The following is a 16793-nucleotide window of genomic DNA, read 5'->3' as shown; positions in this document are numbered from 1 at the left end:
GCTGAACATGAACAAACAGAGCTGGATGGGAGCGTTGCCCGAATTGGGCCGACTACGGGTTGATCAGTTGATTCTCCCCGGGAGTCATGACTCGGGCATGGACAAACAAGCCGACAACATCGTGCCGCTGCAGGAAGTGACCCAGGATGTATCGTGCATCGAGCAGATCCGCAACGGCATTCGCGTTCTTGACCTGCGAGTGCGCGCCAACCGCGAATACACGCCCGATTCGCCTCACCGTTACAAGCTTTATCACTTGAGTACTTCGGGGCGTACCGTGCTCGGCGACGTCGTGCTGGAGTTGAACCGTTTTTATGACGACCCTGCCACTCAGCGGGAGATCATCATTCTCAACTTCCACCAGTTCGACAACTTCACTGACAAGGAACACGAGTGGATGCTGGGAATGCTGGAAAAGCACATGGGACAGCGGATCATCCCATGGGCGCTGCACGAACTCACCCTGGATGACTTGTGGAACGCGCACCCCGGCAAGACCGTGGTCATTGCGTACAACCACCACGCCCGGGCGCAGCATTGGCCGGGCGTGAAGCACCACTGGTTCGGGGAGAACACGCCATCCACCGAAGAGCTGAAAACATTCATGGACCAGTGCGCGCAACGCTACAGGACCGGTGATAGGCTACGTTCGATTCAGTGTGCAAAATACAACAAGGTTGTATTCACACCCGACGATTTCAGCGACAAGATCGACGAATGGTTCGCCTCGAAAGACATCGACAGCTACATCCAGGGCTTCGACATCATCAACACCGATTGGTCACTGCGCAGCCGCATCGTCGAGAACTGCATCCACGCCTGCCAAGTCAGGGCGCGGAACATGCAATGAAGTAGCCGGGCGGGCGATCAGAGGTCGAAATCGCCCGCCGCTTCCGGCTGGTACTCGACTTCCAGCAGCTTCAGCTTGAGGGTCTTGCCCCCCGGTGCCGGCCAGTCGATCTGCTCGCCCACCGACAACCCCAGCAAGGCGCAACCAATCGGCGCGAGGATCGAAACCGTGCCTTCAGGCCCTGAGTCCTTCGGGTACACCAAGGTCAGGTGGTAGTCCTTGCCGCTGGCTTCTTCACGGCAATGCACGCGCGAGTTCATGGTCACCACGCCAGCCGGCACCTCCTCATGACCGACTACCTGCTCGGCACGGTCCAGCTCGCCCATCAAGGCAAGCACACCCGGCGTACTCTCGTCGAGGCTGTCGATCAGACGCTCCAGACGCTGTACGTCCAATCGGGTGAGGATGAGGGAAGGCTTGGTGCTCATGATCCAGTCAGACTCCTTTGAACAGGCGGTTTTCAACATGCAGATAAAGCAAAACCCCGCCCAAGGGCGGGGTTTGTAATGGCATTGCGTCACTGACGCAGAACCCGACACTACCACAGCCGGGCAAATACTCAAGCCCCTGCGATCAGTGTGCCTTAGCCTGATCGCGCAGGGCCCGGGCTTCGCGGCAGATCTGCCGGCGCCGCTCGTCATCGGCCGAGCGCCATTCGCGAATGTGCTCTACATGCCGGTGGCAGCCGGTACAGATACGCTGCTCGTCCAGCCGGCACACGCTGATGCACGGCGACGGCACGGCAGGGCTGACGTTGCTGTAGAGCGGCCTGGGCGGCCGGGCCTGGGTACTGCTCATGTCAGATCTCGTCGAAGTCCAGCTTTTCGCCGGCCCGTTCCCAGACGATGCGTTCGAGCATTTCGCCGAGCAGCTCCTCGCTCTTCTCGCACACCCACTTGCCGCTCTCTTCGTCGTAGTCGAAGTGGAAACCACCGGAACGGTCGGCAAGCCACAACTGGCGCAGCGGTTCCTGACGGCTGAAGATCAGCGTGCTGCCGTTGTCGAACTTGATGGTCAGGACACCCGCCGAGTTTTCCATGTCCAGGTCCAGGCCGCTCTCGTCGAACAGGTCTTCCAGGGCCTGTTGGGTAGTGTCGACCAGATCATGGAAACGCGCTTCACTCAAACTCATTACAGGAACCTCGAAATTGGCTGCGTTACTGGCATGCCGGGCAAGATACGGGCGCTTGCCGCCGAATGCAAAGTTTTACCCATTGCCTGCAGCGGCGCGAACTCGAAGCCCGTGCAGTGCCTGCGGGATTGGGAACGGGCCGCTGCAAGCGCCAAGAATAGCCCGCCCGGCGGGCCTGCCCTTGCATAGGCAAGCCGTCGGTCGCTCGGTATACTCGGCGCAATACTGCAAATTTCTAAGGATTTCACCCATGAAGCGCCTGATTTCCTCCTTCGCGGCGCTGGTCGCTGTTGCCTGCCTCGTTTCGGCCTGCGGCCAGAAAGGTCCACTGTACCTGCCTGAAGACGGCGATAACGGCAAAGCGCACAAGTCGCACCAGCACTCGCCAAAAGCCAAGCCGGCCACGACGCAGGAACAGCAGCCCGAGCTGCAGTCCGAGCCCGAGCAGTTGCCAGCGCAGTAAGGAAACCAGATGAACGCTTTCAACTACCGCGACGGCGAGCTGTTCGCGGAGGGCGTGGGCCTGTCGGCCATCGCCGAACGTTACGGCACTCCCACCTACGTGTATTCGCGTGCCCACATCGAGGCCCAGTACCGCAGCTACACCGACGCCCTGCAAGGCACCGAGCACCTGGTGTGCTTCGCGGTCAAGGCCAACTCCAACCTGGGCGTGCTGAACGTGCTGGCGCGCCTGGGCGCCGGTTTCGATATCGTCTCCGGCGGCGAGCTGGAGCGCGTGCTGGCCGCTGGCGGCCGCGCTGACCGCGTGGTGTTCTCCGGTGTCGGCAAAACCCGCGAGGACATGCGCCGCGCCCTGGAAGTCGGGGTGCACTGTTTCAACGTCGAATCCACCGACGAGCTGGAACGCCTGCAAGTGGTGGCCGCCGAAATGGGCAAGGTTGCCCCGGTCTCGCTGCGGGTCAACCCGGACGTCGACGCCGGCACCCACCCGTACATCTCCACGGGCCTCAAGGAAAACAAGTTCGGCATCGCCATCGCCGACGCCGAGGCCATCTATGTGCGCGCCGCGCAGTTGCCGAACCTGGAAGTGGTCGGGGTCGACTGCCACATCGGTTCGCAACTGACCAGCGTCGAGCCTTTCCTCGACGCCCTCGACCGCCTGCTGGTGCTGGTCGACCGCCTGGCCGAATGCGGTATCCACCTGCGCCACCTGGACCTGGGCGGCGGTGTCGGTGTGCGCTATCGCGATGAACAGCCACCCCTGGTGGCCGACTATATCAAAGCCATCCGCGAGCGCATCGGCGACCGCGACCTGGCCCTGGTGTTCGAACCGGGTCGCTACATCGTGGCCAATGCCGGCGTGCTGCTGACCCGCGTGGAATACCTCAAGCACACCGAACACAAGGACTTCGCCATCGTCGATGCGGCGATGAACGACCTGATCCGCCCGGCCCTGTACCAGGCCTGGATGGGCGTCAGCGCGGTCATCCCACGTGAAGGTGAAGGCCGTGCCTACGACCTGGTCGGGCCGATCTGCGAGACCGGTGACTTCCTTGCCAAGGACCGTGTGCTGAACCTGGCCGAAGGCGATCTGCTGGCTGTTCAGTCTGCGGGCGCCTATGGTTTTGTCATGAGTTCCAACTACAACACCCGCGGCCGTTGCGCTGAAATCCTGGTCGACGGCGACCAGGCCTTCGAAGTTCGCCGCCGCGAGACCATCGCCGAATTGTACGCTGGCGAAAGCCTGCTGCCGGAGTAAGCCCATGCTGCTGCGTTTTACCAAGATGCATGGGTTGGGCAACGACTTCATGGTCCTCGACCTGGTCAGCCAGCACGCGCACATCCAGCCCAAGCACGCCAAACAATGGGGCGATCGCCATACCGGCATCGGTTTCGACCAGTTGCTGATCGTCGAGGCGCCGAACAACCCGGAGGTGGACTTCCGCTACCGCATCTTCAATGCCGACGGCTCTGAGGTCGAGCAGTGCGGCAACGGTGCGCGCTGCTTCGCCCGCTTCGTGCTGGACAAGCGCCTGACCGCGAAGAAGCGCATTCGCGTGGAAACCAAGAGCGGCATCATCGAACTGGACGTGCAGAACGACGGCCAGGTCAGTGTCGACATGGGCCCGCCACGCTTCAACCCGGCGGACATTCCGTTCGTCGCCGACGAGCAGGCGCTGAGCTACCCACTGGAAGTCGACGGCCAGGTGTATCCGATCGCCGCCCTGTCCATGGGTAACCCGCATGCCGTGCTGCGGGTCGACGACGTGCGTAGCGCCCCTGTGCACCAGCTGGGGCCGAAAATCGAAAACCACCCACGCTTCCCACAGCGGGTGAATGCCGGCTTCCTTCAGGTTGTCGACCGTCACCGCGCCAACCTGCGCGTGTGGGAACGCGGCGCGGGCGAAACCCAGGCCTGCGGCACCGGCGCCTGCGCCGCTGCCGTGGCGGCGATCAGCCAGGGCTGGATGGACTCTCCGGTGTCCCTCGAGCTGCCCGGTGGCCGCCTGCACATCGAATGGGCCGGCCCTGGCAAGCCTGTGCTGATGACCGGCCCAGCCGTACGCGTCTACGAAGGACAGGTTCGTCTCTAAGCGAGTAACCGCCATGACCGATCAGCCAAAGGTTGTACCCAAGCAGTCCGCCGAGCTCGATGCCGATGCAGTTGTCGCCTACCTGCGCGCCCACCCTACTTTCTTCGCCGAGCACGACGAACTGCTGATCGAACAGCGCATCCCGCACCAACGCGGCGACAGCGTGTCGCTGGTCGAGCGCCAGCTCAAGCTGTTGCGCGACCGCAACATCGAAATGCGCCATCGCCTGTCACAACTGATGGATGTGGCCCGTGACAATGACCGGCTGTTCGACAAGACCCGTCGGCTGATCCTCGACCTGCTGGATGCCGGCAGCCTGGAGGAAGTGGTAATGGCGGTCGAAGACAGCCTGCGCCAGGAATTCCAGGTGCCCTTCGTCAGCCTGATCCTGTTCGGGGAGAACGTTGCGCCGGTCGGGCGCTGGGTCAGCAATGCCGAAGCGCAGCAGGCCATCGGCGCCCTGCTGGGCGGCGGCAAGACCGTCAGCGGCAACCTGCGCGAGCACGAGCTGGCATTCCTGTTTGGCGAAGAACAGCGCCGAGAGGTTGGCTCCAGCGCGGTGGCTGCCCTGGAATATCAAGGCCTGCACGGCGTGCTGGCGATCGGCAGCCGCGACCCGCAGCACTACAAGAGCAGCGTCGGCACCCTGTTCCTCGGCTATATCGCCGAGGTACTTGGCCGCGTTGTACCGCGCGTTACCCAGACCCTGCGCCCGGTGCGCTGATGGAACGCCAGCTGGAGGCTTATTGCGCACACCTGCGCAATGAGCGCCAGGTTTCCGAGCATACCCTGCTGGGCTACCGTCGCGACCTGGACAAGGTTGTCGCCTACTGCAAGGAACATGGCATTGCCGGCTGGCAAGCGCTGCAGATCCAGCAGCTACGCCAGCTGATCGCTCGCCAGCACCATCATGGCCAGTCCTCGCGCAGCCTGGCGCGGCTGTTGTCGGCGGTGCGCGGCCTGTACCGCTATCTCAACCGCGAGGGCCTGTGCCAGCATGACCCGGCCAGCGGCCTGAGCGCGCCCAAGGGCGAGCGCCGGCTGCCCAAGGTCCTGGACACCGACCGCGCCCTGCAGCTGCTGGATGGTGGCGTCGATGACGATTTCATCGCTCGCCGTGACCAGGCCATGCTCGAACTGTTCTATTCATCGGGCCTGCGCCTGTCCGAGCTGACCAACCTCGACCTCGACCACCTCGACCTCGCTGCCGGCCTGGTACAGGTGCTGGGCAAGGGCAGCAAGACGCGCGTATTGCCAGTAGGTCGCAAGGCCCGTGAAGCGCTGCAGGCCTGGTACCGCCTGCGCGGCCTCGGCAACCCGCGCGACCGCGCGGTGTTCATTACCCGCCAGGGCAACCGCATCAGCCCAAGGGCGGTCCAGCAACGGGTGAAGGTGGCTGGCGAGCGCGAGTTGGGCCAGCACCTGCACCCACACATGCTTCGCCATTCCTTCGCCAGCCATGTGCTGGAATCGTCCCAGGACCTGCGCGCGGTGCAGGAGATGCTCGGCCATGCCGACATCGGCACCACACAGATCTACACCCACCTGGACTTCCAGCACCTGGCCGCGGTGTACGACAGCGCCCACCCTCGGGCCAAACGCAGCAAAGGCACAGACTCATGAGCATCAAGCTGATCACCTTCGACCTCGACGACACCTTGTGGGATACCGCGCCGGTAATTGCCAGCGCGGAAGTGGTGCTGCGCGATTGGCTCGAAGCCAACGCCCCAATCCTCGGAGGCGTGCCGGTGGAGCACCTGTTCGCCATTCGTGAGCGCCTGGTGCAGGCCGAACCCGGTCTGAAACACCGCATCAGCGCCCTGCGCCGACGCGTGCTGTTCCATGCCCTGGAAGAAGTCGGCTACAGCGAAAAACATGCGCAGGAACTGGCCAACGAAGGCTTCGAAGTATTCCTGCATGCCCGCCACCAAGTGGAGATTTTCCCGGAGGTGCAGCCGGTGCTGGAGATCCTGCGCCACCACTACACCTTGGGCGTGGTCACCAACGGCAATGCCGACGTGAGCCGGCTGGGCCTGGCCGATTACTTCCGCTTTGCCCTGTGTGCCGAAGACCTCGGCATCGGCAAGCCCGACCCGGCACCCTTCCTGGAGGCGCTGCGCCGCGGTGAAGTGGACGCCAGTGCCGCCGTGCACATCGGCGATCACCCCGGCGACGATATCGCCGGCGCCCAGCGCGCCGGGCTACGGGCGGTATGGTTCAACCCGCAGGGCAAGGCCTGGGCCGGTGAACAGGCACCGGATGCCGAGATCCAGCGGCTGTCGCAGCTACCTGACGTGCTCGCGCGCTGGCGCTGACAGGTACCGCTCTGCGGCCCATTCCCGGGTAAACCAGGCCATGCGCCGTTCCTGTGGGAGCGGGGTTACCCGCGAATAGGCCGATACAGGCCACATAAGACGCCGCAGAGATGGTGGGCAGCCTTGCTCAACTTCCAGCAAACCCGGGAGGCATGCTTTTTTGACGCAGGAACCATATCAACGTGCCCCCTTTGAAGAGCTCTGAAATCAAAATCAAACCGAACATCAACCATAGGTTGTAGTCAGGTGCCAGGCTGGCCCAAACCAACAGCACCGAAAGCGAAGGAACAGAGAACAGCAACCGCCAAGGTATTTGCGCAAGCGCAATATAGATTCCCGCCTTTCGGGCGCACAGCAAAAGCGCCGCGCTAAAGATGATTGACGCTTGCAGAACCAGGTTGATCACCATCAGGATCACGGTGGGCAAGCCTTGCTCACTGGGTGGCGCAAAGAAGATCCATCAGATGCGCCCTCTTTTCTTGTGGCAAATTTCTCTTATTTACCGACGCCCACAAAAAAGCCCGCAGCGACGGCGGGCTTTCTTTGCGATCAGCCACTCAGATAGGGCGGCTGCCGTACTTGTTGTCCGGCTTCTTGGGTGGGTCGGCGACAACGTTGGCCTCGACTTCCTGAACCTTGCCGCCGCGAGCGAGGAACTCTTCCATGGCCTTGGCCAGGGCATCACGTTCCTTCTGCTTGGCTTCCATGCTCGGCATCTCGTCTACCGAGACAGCCGCCTTGGACTTGCCCTTGGCAGTGGGTGCCGGGCTGCTGTCATCATCGCCGGCATCTTCGGCGACTTCATCAGCCGCTGCTTCGAGGCCCTCGTCAGCCTCGTCTTCGTCGCCTACTTCGAGGTCATCATTTTCCAGATCGTCGTCGCTCATGTTCTACCTCATGACTTGCGAAAAGCAGGTTAGTTATAGACCAGTGCAGCCGTAGACCGGCAGCCACCAGTGAAAATTCAACTGGCCGTGGTAAGGCCACTGCCCTAGGGCCGGCGCTCCTGATGGGAGGCGGTACCCAGCAGACCCTGCTCCTGGCAGGACCTGACAAATCCATAAGCCCCTGCTGGCCACTCGCTATTGGCAAGCCTAGCAAAGGCTGGCGAAGCGTGCGGACAACAGTCAAACACCCTTCGGCGCGCATTCTAGCGCGCCAGAAGAAAAAGCAAAGCACCCTGAACGCTCTACGTTTTGTAAGTTTTATGCCCACGTCGCAAACGTACCGAATAAACCGTTTGCCGAACGCGAAATGCTAAAAATCTGGCAAAAAAATGCCCGGCAAGCCGGGCAAGTTTTTTACCGCGCCGCGGTTACAGGTTGTAGCCGCGTTCGTTGTGCTGAGCCAGGTCGAGGCCGACCGACTCTTCTTCTTCATTGACCCGCAGGCCCATCACCAGGTCCAGCACCTTGAGAATCACATAGGTGACGATGGCGGTGTAGAGCACGGTCAGGATCACACCTTTGGCCTGGATCCAGACCTGCATGCCGATGTCGGTCACGGTACCGAAGCCACCCAGTGCCGGGGCAGCGAACACACCGGTGAGAATGGCGCCGACGATACCGCCGATGCCGTGCACGCCGAAGGCATCCAGCGAGTCGTCATAGCCCAGCTTGCGTTTCAGGCTGGTGGCGCAGAAGTAGCAGATCACACCAGCGGCCAGGCCGATCACCAGGGCACCCATCGGGCCGACGGTACCGGCAGCCGGGGTAATCGCGACCAGGCCGGCGACCACGCCCGAGGCGATACCCAGGGCACTCGGTTTGCCGTGGCCAACCCACTCGGCGAACATCCAGCTCAGTGCAGCGGCGGCAGTTGCGATCTGAGTCACCAGCATGGCCATGCCCGCAGTACCGTTGGCGGCAGCGGCAGAACCTGCGTTGAAGCCGAACCAGCCAACCCACAGCATCGCCGCGCCGACAAGGGTGTAGCCCAGGTTGTGCGGAGCCATCGGGGTGGTCGGGTAGCCCTTGCGCTTGCCCAGCACCAGGCAGCAGACCAGGCCAGCGACACCGGCGTTGATGTGCACCACGGTGCCGCCAGCGAAGTCCAGTACGCCCCAGTCCCACATCAGCGCACCGTCACCGCTCCACACCATGTGGGCGATCGGCGCGTAGACCAGGGTGAACCAGATGCCCATGAACACCAGCATCGCGGAGAACTTCATGCGCTCGGCAAAGGCACCGACGATCAGCGCCGGGGTGATGATGGCGAAGGTCATCTGGAAGGTGATGAACACCGCCTCGGGGAACAGCGCGGTGGCCGAGGTCAGGTTACCGGGCGTGACGCCGCTGAGGAACGCCTTGGAGAAGCCACCGACGAAGGAATTGAAGTTGAGCACGCCCTTTTCCATACCGGTGGTATCGAAGGCCATGCTGTAGCCGTAGACGACCCACAGAATGCTCATCAGGCCAGTGATTGCAAAGCATTGCATCATCACCGACAGCACGTTCTTGGAGCGCACCATGCCGCCATAGAACAAGGCCAGGCCTGGGATGGTCATGAACAGCACCAGCGCCGTTGCGGTCAGCATCCAGGCGGTGTCGCCGGAGTTCAGCGCTGGGGCAGCTTCCTCTGCCAGGGCAAGCCCGGGCATGACGAGGGACAATAGGGCTCCTAGCCCTGCGATTTTACGCAGAGTCATGTTGTTTTCTCCTGGGGCGTTGGGTTTGGTGAGGCTTTTTTGCTGTTAGATCGCGTCGGTATCGGTTTCGCCGGTACGGATACGGATCGCCTGCTCCAGATTCACCACGAAAATCTTGCCGTCACCGATCTTGCCGGTGTTGGCTGCCTTGGTGATGGCTTCGATTACCCGATCAAGGTCCTTGTCATCGATGGCGACATCGATCTTCACCTTGGGCAGGAAATCGACCACGTATTCAGCACCGCGATACAGCTCGGTGTGGCCTTTCTGCCGACCGAAGCCTTTGACTTCGGTGACGGTGATGCCTTGCACGCCGATTTCCGACAACGACTCGCGCACGTCGTCTAGCTTGAACGGCTTGATGATGGCTGTGACTAGCTTCATGAAACTCTCTCCCGATTTGGTGGACTTGCCCCAGGAAAACAAACCCGTCTCAAGTCTAAGCGCAGCAGTTGGCTTTGTAACGCGTCGTCGGCATCCGGCTCCGCATGCGCACTGCCTGGTCACAAGGAACCGCATCAGTGCATGGCTCGTACTGGTCTTTGCAGAAACCTTGCCAGTTCTACCAAGGCACCCGGAAAACAGCGGCTTATGTCAGTGAAGCGTGATTGGCCAGTCGCCAGCACGGGATACACGCACCAACCTGGGGCGCGACAGCCCGGCATATTGCTCGAAATGTGTGCAACCACGCGCTCCTGTGGAAGCGAACAATGCGCACTCTAAAGGCGAGGTAGGTGCGTGATACACTGCGGGCCATTTCCCAGTACCAGTGGACAGCCGAACCATGCTCGCGCCAAAAGCCCTCCTCGACGCCCTGAGCGACCAGGCCTCGCGCCTGTTCAGCAGCGATACCACCCAGCCCCGTGCCGAACTGGAAAGCCAGTTCAAGGTGCTGATGCAAGGTGCCTTCAGCAAGCTGGACCTGGTCAGCCGCGATGAATTCGACAGCCAGATGGTTGTGCTGGCGCGCACCCGTGCCCGCCTCGAAGCCCTGGAACAACAAGTAGCCGAGCTGGAAGCGCGGCTGACCCCGACATCACAGGACAAGTGAATGCAGCCTTCCGATGCCTACCCGGTACTGCTGTTCTCATACGGCACCTTGCAGGACAAGGCCGTGCAACTGGCCAACTTCGGCCGTGAGCTGACCGGCCAGGCCGACCGGATGCCCGGCTATCGCCAGGACTGGGTCGAGATAACCGACCCGGCCGTGTTGGCGACCAGCGGCAAGTCCCACCATCCCATCGTCTCCCCCAGCAACCAGGCCGACGACAGCGTGGCCGGCATGGTCTTCCAGATCAACGAAGAAGAGCTGGCGGCTGCCGACCGCTATGAAGTTGCCGACTACAAGCGCATCGCCGTCACCCTCGCGTCGGGGCTCACTGCCTGGGTCTATGTGCGCGCCTGAATCCCTCCAGGCCGCCTCCACATTCACCCGGGCGGCAACTCGCTGGCATGCAGGGTGCCGCGGAACAAGGCCGCGCCGCACTGGGTGAACAACGTCTTCACCCGATTGCGTGAATTGAGCACCTTGGCCTGTATTTCGCCAATGGCCGAATCATCCGGCTGCAAGGTGGCGGCTCGGTTCACCCATTCGATGGCGGCAAAACGGCTTTGTTTGCGGGTGCCGCGCCCTTGCATCCAGGCCAGCCCCAGCTCGGCACTGGCCCGCCCGGCAATCCCGGCTTCAGGATGCTCGACCAGGCTCAGCAGGTAGGCCACCGCTTCGGCCCGCTCCTGCGGCTCGCCAAACCGACGCAACAGGATCCCCAGGTGCAGCCGCGCTTGTGCGTTGGTCTGCGCATTGCCCAGCGCATCAACCAGCAGCTGCCGGACCGCCAGCATGGCGCTGCGATCGTTGAGGTCTTCATCGCCATCCATGCGCAACCGGGCCAGGTGGTACTTGGCTTGCTGGCTGCCAGCCTGCACCGCACGCTGCAGCCAGTACTTGGCCGCCTCGTCATCCAGATATTGCTCAGGGGTGTCGCCCAGCTCGCCGTGATGCAATTCGTACAAAGCAAGGGCAGCCCCTGGCAGATTCAGCTCGGCGCACCGCTCATACAGATAGCAGGCCACCTCATGCCGGTTGCCCGCCCACAGCAGCCGTGCCACGTCGAGCACCCCGAAGCCCGGCGACAGGCCGGCGCACTGGCGCCTTACCGCAATTTGCGCCCAGGCCCTGGCCTGCTCGGCAGAACGCGGCAGGCCCCACAGGCCGAAGCGGTGCCCGGCGGCACGCAATGCGCAGGCCGCCGCATGCGAATGACCCTCACACAAGTACTCGATAGCCGTACGCAGCAGCTGCTTTTCATCTGTCATGCCATCTAGCAGTACCAATTCCGCCAGACAGCGAAATGGCTCGGCCATGGCCGGAATGGCAGCGTGATCTGCCTGGCACGCGAGGCTGGCGGCGATATCACTCATGCCGCCAACGTGGTCGTGCAACGCATGGCTGCGCAACGCCCCACGCCAGGCCAGCAGAATGGCTTGCTCCCTTGGCCTTAACGGGCGCTGCGACCAGGCTTCGAACACTTGTTGCCACTCGGCGACAGCCTGCTGCTGATCGGCATGTGGCAGTGTCAGCCGGTCTTCGACAGGCATCCAGCGCAACGCATTACGCAATGTCTCGCCCCACGCTTCGCACAACGGACCATTGGCCAGCAACTCGATCGCATCCAGGCTGGCACCCCGGCGCGGCTGCAGGTACAACGCCAACGCCTGGATCGCTTCGAAGCAGCCGGGCCGTGCGGCCAGCGCGTGGCGTAACCAGTAGTGGCAGGTATCCTTGCTTTCGCTGTCGGCCCGCCTGTCCAGGCATGCCGGCAACGCTTGCGGCAGCTCGGCCAGAGGCAGCAGCCCATGCTTCACCAGAAACGGTGCCGCAGCCTCTTGCACCTCGACATCGGCACGGGCACTGGGCCGGAAGCGCGCCGGCTGACCTTGGAACAATTCGGCCAGCCAGCCGGGCTCACCGAATTGCGCACTGATGTGCAGCATGCCAATGGCTGCGGCCACGGGCTGGGTGGAGCGGTCCATGGCCCGTAGCAGGTGTGCGGTCGCGGTTTCGCAGATTTGCTCGACGGCGAGCGAGCGCGCCGCGTTGCGCCCGCCGCTGGCCTGCACCTGGCAAGCGCGCTGAAAGCAGTGCAAGCCCATTACCACCTGCGGGTGATAAGCCTTGGGGCAAGCATCTGTCCAGGCCCTGAGCACCTGGCTCAGGGCACGGTCGCCGTTGCAGTCGAGGTCGGCGAGCAAGTGCCCTTCGATAGCTGCAAGGTAGTCGGGGAACTCACCGGGCGGAGCCTGCCGCCATTGCCCTTCAAGGCTATCGTAAAAGCGGTTGAGTTCAGTGAATGCGTTGGCCTGCACCAGTTCGCGGATTACCTGGCGCGTGCGGGTGAGCGTTTGCACGGGGCACCACCTCAAGTCCATTTGAAGGAAGCTGCGGTGCCATCCCATGGCAACCGCTGATGCCCACCAACACTAAGCCATACGAGGCGCCTGCGCAAAAGTTATTGGATCCATTCTTGCCATACGGCATCAAGGCTGGGGACGATGCCTGGCCTGAAAAACCCGGACGCACACTTCCTGCTCCGTCCTGGAGAGCGCTCGCTATGCTTGCAGCAGCCGCAGGAAGCGGCCCTTATCAGCGACAACGGAGCGTCCATGTCCCTAGCCCTCGTCCACAGCCGCGCCCAGGTGGGCGTGCAGGCACCGGCGGTAAGCGTCGAAACTCACCTGGCCAATGGCTTGCCCCATCTCACCCTGGTTGGCCTGCCGGAAACCACGGTCAAGGAAAGCAAGGACCGGGTGCGCAGCGCCATCGTCAATTCCGGGCTGAACTACCCGCCACGGCGCATTACCCAGAACCTTGCACCCGCCGACCTGCCCAAGGACGGTGGGCGTTACGACCTGGCCATCGCCCTGGGCATCCTGGCCGCCGATGGCCAGGTGCCAACGCCCCCTCTCGCCGAGCTCGAATGCCTGGGTGAGCTGGCCTTGTCGGGCAAACTGCGCCCCGTGCAGGGGGTGCTGCCTGCGGCATTGGCAGCACGCGAAGCAGGCAGGGCGCTGGTGGTGCCATGCGAGAATGCCGAGGAAGCCAGCCTGGCCGGCGGGCTGGTGGTGTATGCGGTGGGGCACCTGCTGGAACTGGTCGCCCACCTGAACGGCCAGGTACCGCTGCCGCCCTATGCCGCCAACGGCCTGATACTGCAGCAACGCCCCTACCCGGACCTGAGCGAGGTGCAAGGCCAACTGGCTGCCAAGCGCGCACTGCTACTGGCCGCGGCCGGGGCGCATAACCTCTTGTTCACCGGCCCACCCGGCACTGGCAAGACCTTGCTCGCCAGCCGCCTGCCGGGGCTGCTGCCACCGCTGGATGAGCATGAGGCACTGGAAGTGGCTGCGATCCAGTCGGTGAGCGGTCACACACCGTTGAGCAGCTGGCCGCAGCGGCCTTTTCGCCATCCGCACCACTCCGCCTCCGGCCCGGCACTGGTCGGTGGCGGCAGCCGACCACAACCGGGCGAAATTACCCTCGCCCACCATGGCGTGCTGTTTCTGGACGAGCTGCCGGAGTTCGAGCGGCGGGTGCTGGAAGTGCTGCGCGAACCGTTGGAATCCGGCGAGATCGTGATTGCCCGAGCCCGCGACAAGGTGCGCTTCCCTGCCCGTTTCCAACTGGTGGCGGCAATGAACCCGTGCCCTTGCGGCTACCTGGGCGATCCCACCGGGCGCTGCCGCTGCAGCACCGAGCAGATAGCGCGGTATCGCAACAAGCTGTCCGGGCCGTTGCTGGACCGAATTGACCTGCACCTGACCGTGGCCCGCGAGAGCACCACGCTGAATAACCAGCCGTGTGGTGAGACCAGTGCCGATGTCGCCGCCAATGTTGCCAAGGCACGGGACGTTCAGCAAAGGCGACAGGGGTGCGCGAATGCGTTTCTCGACCTTGAGGGGTTGCGCCGCCACTGCGGGCTGGCAGCAGCGGAGCAGGCCTGGCTGGAGGGAGCTTGTGAGCGACTGACCCTGTCGTTGCGCGCGGCGCACCGGTTATTGAAGGTGGCGCGAACGCTGGCCGATCTGGAAGGTAGCCAGGCGATTGGCCGGGCGCACCTGGCCGAGGCCCTGCAGTACCGGCCGGGGAGCAGCTAGCGGGTCAGCGTTGCGCTTTACCTGTGGGGGCTGGCTCGCCGGCGATGGGCAGCACAGCGGCCTCGACATTCATCAGGCAGCCTTGCTCCGACAGCAAAGCCCGGCAACCGAATAGCCCCCCGGCCCCGTCAAGGCAAGCCCGCCATAAAGCGCCACCAGCAACCAGGCAAACTGCCCCTGCTCCAGCGTCCAGTCCGGGTGCACCACCACCAGCGCTATCAGCAGTACCGCCAGCACCGGCAAGCAAGCCAGACGTGCGGCAACCCCCAGTATCAGCAGCAGCGGGCAGACCACTTCGGCAAATACCGCCAGCCCCAACGTCAGCGCCGCGCCCAGGCCGAAGGGATCTTCAATGCGCTGCAGCTCTGTGTTCCAGTTCAACAACTTGGGCAGGCCATGGATGAACAGCAGCAGCAAGGCGGCCATGACCCGCAGGAACAACAAGCCGCTGGCGGTCAGGCGTGGCGATGGGGCGTCGAGGAAGGGCTTCAGGCGAGGCATGACGATGGCTCTCTGGTCGATCAGCCCAAGAGCATTGCGCAGCGCCAGGTAAGTTGATTGTGCAGGTGTGCTGAGTTGCCATGCAGCATCTGCACAGGAACCTGGGCATCACAGGCTGTCGGCCAGTGCCTCTTCTACCGCCTTGAGCAATACTTCTTCAGAAAACGGCTTGCCCAGGCAGGCCAGCGCCCCCTGCCCCATCGCCGCCTGCACCGAGCCATCATCCCAATGCGCCGACATGCAGATCACCGGCAAGCGCCAGCTTCGCTGCGCCAGCTCACGCTGTACCTCCAGCCCGCTCATGCCCGGCATCTTCAGGTCCAGCAACACACAGCCCGCCTCGCCCGACAGGGGCGAGGCCAGGAAGGCTTCCCCAGCGGCAAACGTCAAGGTGTCGAACCCCGCCGAACGCAGCAGATTGGCCAGGCTTTTGCGCACTGACGCATCGTCGTCGACGATGCACACCCCTCTGCTCATGCGCCGCCCAGGCCCTCAGGTCGTGCTCCGAGGACGTTGTGCATGGCCACCAGCTCCAGCAGCGAGCGGGACTGCATCTTGTTCATGATGTTCTTCTTGTGCACCTTGGTGGTCACCTCGCTGGTGCCGATCTGCCTGGCGATCTGCTTGTGCGACAAACCGCCAACCACCAGCGAGAAAACCTGGCGTTCACGCTGGGTCAGGCGCTGGTACTTTTCCTCGACCTGCCGCGCATGGTGCCACTTGCGGCCTTCGACCACAGCGCGGGCACGCACCGCCTGCAACAGGGCCAGCAGCTGGTCCTCGTCGAACGGCTTGGTGAGAAACTCCAGCGCCCCACCACGCATGGCCTGGACGGTCATCGGGATGGTGCCGAAGCCGGTCATGAACACAATCGGCCAGGGCAACGCCAGCCGGCGCAGCGCGTCTTGAACCTCCAGGCCGCTGGTACCGGGCAGGTGCATGTCCAGCAGCAGGCAGGCACAGGGGGTTTCCAGGCGGGCTTCGAACAGCGCCTCGGCACTGGCGAACAAGTGATGCGGGATGTCCTGCGAGCGTAACAGGCGGCCCAAGGCGCTGCGCACCGACGGGTCGTCATCCACCACCAGCACCGGCACCGGCACGCTCAAACGCTCATCGAGTGGCTCGACAGGTTCAGCCACGCTGCGCAGCACCGACTTGCCCAGTGCCTGGCCTGGCACCTCGAGGCTGATTTCGGCAGCCAGACGGTAGCCGCGACGCGGCACGGTCTGGATCAGGCTGCGGTCACCAAAGGCCTTGCGCAGCATGGACACCTGCACCTGCAGATTGTTGTCCTCGACCACCGTGCCGGCCCATACCTGGCTGAACAGCTCGTCCTTGCCGACTACCCGGCCGTTGGCCCTGATCAGCGTGGCGAGTACCTCGAAAGCACGCCCACCCAACAGGATCGGCTTGCCGTCGACAAACACTTCGCGCCGCTCCAGCGACACCTGGGCATTGCCTATTCGGATCATGGCTTCCTCGCGCGGGCACGGGCATTTTCGCTGCCTGGGCAGCCTAGGCCAGCGAAAGCGTTCAGGCAATTATCCCGAGGGATAGGTTGGCCTGAGGACTATACAAAAGCCAGCCAGCTGCCAGGGGACGATAACGGACAACAGCGTGCCCGTTCCTGCCAAACAAG

General features: G+C 63.2%; 21 protein-coding genes. 10 read left to right on the top strand and 11 right to left on the bottom strand.

What is annotated here, in order from left to right; translation table 11 throughout:
- Positions 1-7: 7 nt before the first annotated feature.
- Complete coding sequence (locus tag ACVWZT_RS09595; protein WP_457469079.1) at positions 8-850, top strand: hypothetical protein; 843 nt, start codon at positions 8-10, stop codon at positions 848-850.
- 17 nt (positions 851-867) lie between these two features.
- On the opposite strand, the gene rnk is transcribed toward ACVWZT_RS09595, so the two are convergent.
- The 3 genes from rnk to cyaY form a co-directional block, all read right to left on the bottom strand.
- Complete coding sequence (rnk, locus tag ACVWZT_RS09590) at positions 868-1278, bottom strand: nucleoside diphosphate kinase regulator (protein WP_296232502.1); 411 nt, start codon at positions 1276-1278, stop codon at positions 868-870.
- A 145-nt stretch (positions 1279-1423) separates the two neighbouring features.
- Positions 1424-1648: a DUF1289 domain-containing protein gene (locus ACVWZT_RS09585; protein ID WP_296232500.1), complete on the bottom strand. Its 225-nt coding sequence runs from the start codon at positions 1646-1648 to the stop codon at positions 1424-1426.
- Position 1649: 1 nt separating this feature from the next.
- Positions 1650-1982 (bottom strand): iron donor protein CyaY, encoded by a 333-nt coding sequence (gene cyaY / locus ACVWZT_RS09580; protein WP_170033689.1) that lies wholly within the window; start codon positions 1980-1982, stop codon positions 1650-1652.
- Between the two features lie 250 nt (positions 1983-2232).
- On the opposite strand from cyaY, the gene lptM reads away from it, so the two are divergent.
- The 6 genes from lptM to ACVWZT_RS09550 are packed head-to-tail and all read left to right on the top strand — an operon-like array spanning position 2233 to position 6852.
- Positions 2233-2445, top strand: coding sequence for an LPS translocon maturation chaperone LptM (gene lptM / locus ACVWZT_RS09575; protein WP_296232498.1), 213 nt, complete (start codon positions 2233-2235; stop codon positions 2443-2445).
- A 9-nt stretch (positions 2446-2454) separates the two neighbouring features.
- Positions 2455-3702 (top strand): diaminopimelate decarboxylase, encoded by a 1248-nt coding sequence (gene lysA, locus ACVWZT_RS09570; RefSeq protein ID WP_296232496.1) that lies wholly within the window; start codon positions 2455-2457, stop codon positions 3700-3702.
- A gap of 4 nt (positions 3703-3706) precedes the next feature.
- Positions 3707-4537, top strand: coding sequence for a diaminopimelate epimerase (gene dapF, locus ACVWZT_RS09565; RefSeq protein ID WP_296232494.1), 831 nt, complete (start codon positions 3707-3709; stop codon positions 4535-4537).
- A 13-nt stretch (positions 4538-4550) separates the two neighbouring features.
- Complete coding sequence (locus ACVWZT_RS09560) at positions 4551-5261, top strand: DUF484 family protein (protein WP_296232493.1); 711 nt, start codon at positions 4551-4553, stop codon at positions 5259-5261.
- Positions 5261-6160 (top strand): tyrosine recombinase XerC, encoded by a 900-nt coding sequence (xerC, locus tag ACVWZT_RS09555; protein WP_296232491.1) that lies wholly within the window; start codon positions 5261-5263, stop codon positions 6158-6160. The genes ACVWZT_RS09560 and xerC overlap by 1 nt, the downstream gene beginning before the upstream one ends.
- Entirely contained in the window at positions 6157-6852 is a 696-nt protein-coding gene (locus tag ACVWZT_RS09550) for an HAD family hydrolase (protein ID WP_296232490.1), read from the top strand. Before xerC ends, ACVWZT_RS09550 begins: the two co-directional genes overlap by 4 nt.
- Before the next feature lie 127 nt (positions 6853-6979).
- Here the strand turns inward: ACVWZT_RS09550 and ACVWZT_RS09545 are convergent, their stop codons facing one another.
- From ACVWZT_RS09545 to glnK, 4 genes are all read right to left on the bottom strand, one after another.
- Positions 6980-7279 (bottom strand): hypothetical protein, encoded by a 300-nt coding sequence (locus tag ACVWZT_RS09545; protein ID WP_457469077.1) that lies wholly within the window; start codon positions 7277-7279, stop codon positions 6980-6982.
- 130 nt (positions 7280-7409) lie between these two features.
- Positions 7410-7739 carry a transcriptional regulator SutA gene (sutA, locus tag ACVWZT_RS09540; protein WP_296232489.1) on the bottom strand — a complete coding sequence of 110 codons (330 nt, stop codon included), beginning with the start codon at positions 7737-7739 and terminating at the stop codon, positions 7410-7412.
- Between the two features lie 428 nt (positions 7740-8167).
- A complete protein-coding gene (locus ACVWZT_RS09535) occupies positions 8168-9499 on the bottom strand; it encodes an ammonium transporter (RefSeq protein ID WP_225779718.1) in 1332 nt (443 codons plus the stop codon).
- Between the two features lie 45 nt (positions 9500-9544).
- The gene (gene glnK / locus ACVWZT_RS09530) at positions 9545-9883 is read right to left on the bottom strand and encodes a P-II family nitrogen regulator (protein WP_002555808.1); all 339 of its coding nucleotides are present in this window, start codon (positions 9881-9883) and stop codon (positions 9545-9547) included.
- A gap of 400 nt (positions 9884-10283) precedes the next feature.
- Here glnK and ACVWZT_RS09525 point away from each other — a divergent pair, with 400 nt between their 5' ends.
- Entirely contained in the window at positions 10284-10550 is a 267-nt protein-coding gene (locus ACVWZT_RS09525) for an accessory factor UbiK family protein (protein ID WP_296232488.1), read from the top strand.
- On the top strand, positions 10551-10904 hold the full coding sequence (locus ACVWZT_RS09520; RefSeq protein WP_296232487.1) for a gamma-glutamylcyclotransferase family protein: 354 nt from the start codon (positions 10551-10553) through the stop codon (positions 10902-10904).
- Between the two features lie 23 nt (positions 10905-10927).
- Here ACVWZT_RS09520 and ACVWZT_RS09515 read toward each other — a convergent pair whose 3' ends face one another.
- A complete protein-coding gene (locus ACVWZT_RS09515; protein WP_457469074.1) occupies positions 10928-12907 on the bottom strand; it encodes a DUF4034 domain-containing protein in 1980 nt (659 codons plus the stop codon).
- Positions 12908-13162: 255 nt separating this feature from the next.
- On the opposite strand from ACVWZT_RS09515, the gene ACVWZT_RS09510 reads away from it, so the two are divergent.
- Positions 13163-14653 (top strand): YifB family Mg chelatase-like AAA ATPase, encoded by a 1491-nt coding sequence (locus ACVWZT_RS09510; RefSeq protein WP_296232485.1) that lies wholly within the window; start codon positions 13163-13165, stop codon positions 14651-14653.
- A 72-nt stretch (positions 14654-14725) separates the two neighbouring features.
- Here ACVWZT_RS09510 and ACVWZT_RS09505 read toward each other — a convergent pair whose 3' ends face one another.
- From ACVWZT_RS09505 to ACVWZT_RS09495, 3 genes are all read right to left on the bottom strand, one after another.
- Positions 14726-15154, bottom strand: a complete 429-nt coding sequence (locus tag ACVWZT_RS09505; protein WP_457469072.1) for a DoxX family protein — start codon at positions 15152-15154, stop codon at positions 14726-14728.
- A gap of 108 nt (positions 15155-15262) precedes the next feature.
- Positions 15263-15631 carry a response regulator transcription factor gene (locus ACVWZT_RS09500; RefSeq protein ID WP_457469070.1) on the bottom strand — a complete coding sequence of 123 codons (369 nt, stop codon included), beginning with the start codon at positions 15629-15631 and terminating at the stop codon, positions 15263-15265.
- Positions 15628-16626, bottom strand: a complete 999-nt coding sequence (locus ACVWZT_RS09495; RefSeq protein ID WP_296232482.1) for a response regulator — start codon at positions 16624-16626, stop codon at positions 15628-15630. The genes ACVWZT_RS09500 and ACVWZT_RS09495 overlap by 4 nt, the downstream gene beginning before the upstream one ends.
- Positions 16627-16793: the final 167 nt, after the last annotated feature.

The sequence above is a fragment of the Pseudomonas sp. TE21394 genome (assembly GCF_054057835.1).
Note: the sequence above shows the minus strand (reverse complement) of the source record. Positions and strands in the feature narration are given on the sequence as shown.

Bases quoted from the DNA above. Each gene is read 5' to 3' on its own strand.
- ACVWZT_RS09595 (WP_457469079.1), top strand. From the start codon at position 8: ATGAACAAACAGAGCTGGATGGGAGCGTTGCCCGAATTGGGCCGACTA.
- rnk (WP_296232502.1), bottom strand. From the start codon at position 1,278: ATGAGCACCAAGCCTTCCCTCATCCTCACCCGATTGGACGTACAGCGT.
- ACVWZT_RS09585 (WP_296232500.1), bottom strand. From the start codon at position 1,648: ATGAGCAGTACCCAGGCCCGGCCGCCCAGGCCGCTCTACAGCAACGTC.
- cyaY (WP_170033689.1), bottom strand. From the start codon at position 1,982: ATGAGTTTGAGTGAAGCGCGTTTCCATGATCTGGTCGACACTACCCAA.
- lptM (WP_296232498.1), top strand. From the start codon at position 2,233: ATGAAGCGCCTGATTTCCTCCTTCGCGGCGCTGGTCGCTGTTGCCTGC.
- lysA (WP_296232496.1), top strand. From the start codon at position 2,455: ATGAACGCTTTCAACTACCGCGACGGCGAGCTGTTCGCGGAGGGCGTG.
- dapF (WP_296232494.1), top strand. From the start codon at position 3,707: ATGCTGCTGCGTTTTACCAAGATGCATGGGTTGGGCAACGACTTCATG.
- ACVWZT_RS09560 (WP_296232493.1), top strand. From the start codon at position 4,551: ATGACCGATCAGCCAAAGGTTGTACCCAAGCAGTCCGCCGAGCTCGAT.
- xerC (WP_296232491.1), top strand. From the start codon at position 5,261: ATGGAACGCCAGCTGGAGGCTTATTGCGCACACCTGCGCAATGAGCGC.
- ACVWZT_RS09550 (WP_296232490.1), top strand. From the start codon at position 6,157: ATGAGCATCAAGCTGATCACCTTCGACCTCGACGACACCTTGTGGGAT.
- sutA (WP_296232489.1), bottom strand. From the start codon at position 7,739: ATGAGCGACGACGATCTGGAAAATGATGACCTCGAAGTAGGCGACGAA.
- ACVWZT_RS09535 (WP_225779718.1), bottom strand. From the start codon at position 9,499: ATGACTCTGCGTAAAATCGCAGGGCTAGGAGCCCTATTGTCCCTCGTC.
- glnK (WP_002555808.1), bottom strand. From the start codon at position 9,883: ATGAAGCTAGTCACAGCCATCATCAAGCCGTTCAAGCTAGACGACGTG.
- ACVWZT_RS09525 (WP_296232488.1), top strand. From the start codon at position 10,284: ATGCTCGCGCCAAAAGCCCTCCTCGACGCCCTGAGCGACCAGGCCTCG.
- ACVWZT_RS09520 (WP_296232487.1), top strand. From the start codon at position 10,551: ATGCAGCCTTCCGATGCCTACCCGGTACTGCTGTTCTCATACGGCACC.
- ACVWZT_RS09510 (WP_296232485.1), top strand. From the start codon at position 13,163: ATGTCCCTAGCCCTCGTCCACAGCCGCGCCCAGGTGGGCGTGCAGGCA.
- ACVWZT_RS09505 (WP_457469072.1), bottom strand. From the start codon at position 15,154: ATGCCTCGCCTGAAGCCCTTCCTCGACGCCCCATCGCCACGCCTGACC.
- ACVWZT_RS09500 (WP_457469070.1), bottom strand. From the start codon at position 15,631: ATGAGCAGAGGGGTGTGCATCGTCGACGACGATGCGTCAGTGCGCAAA.
- ACVWZT_RS09495 (WP_296232482.1), bottom strand. From the start codon at position 16,626: ATGATCCGAATAGGCAATGCCCAGGTGTCGCTGGAGCGGCGCGAAGTG.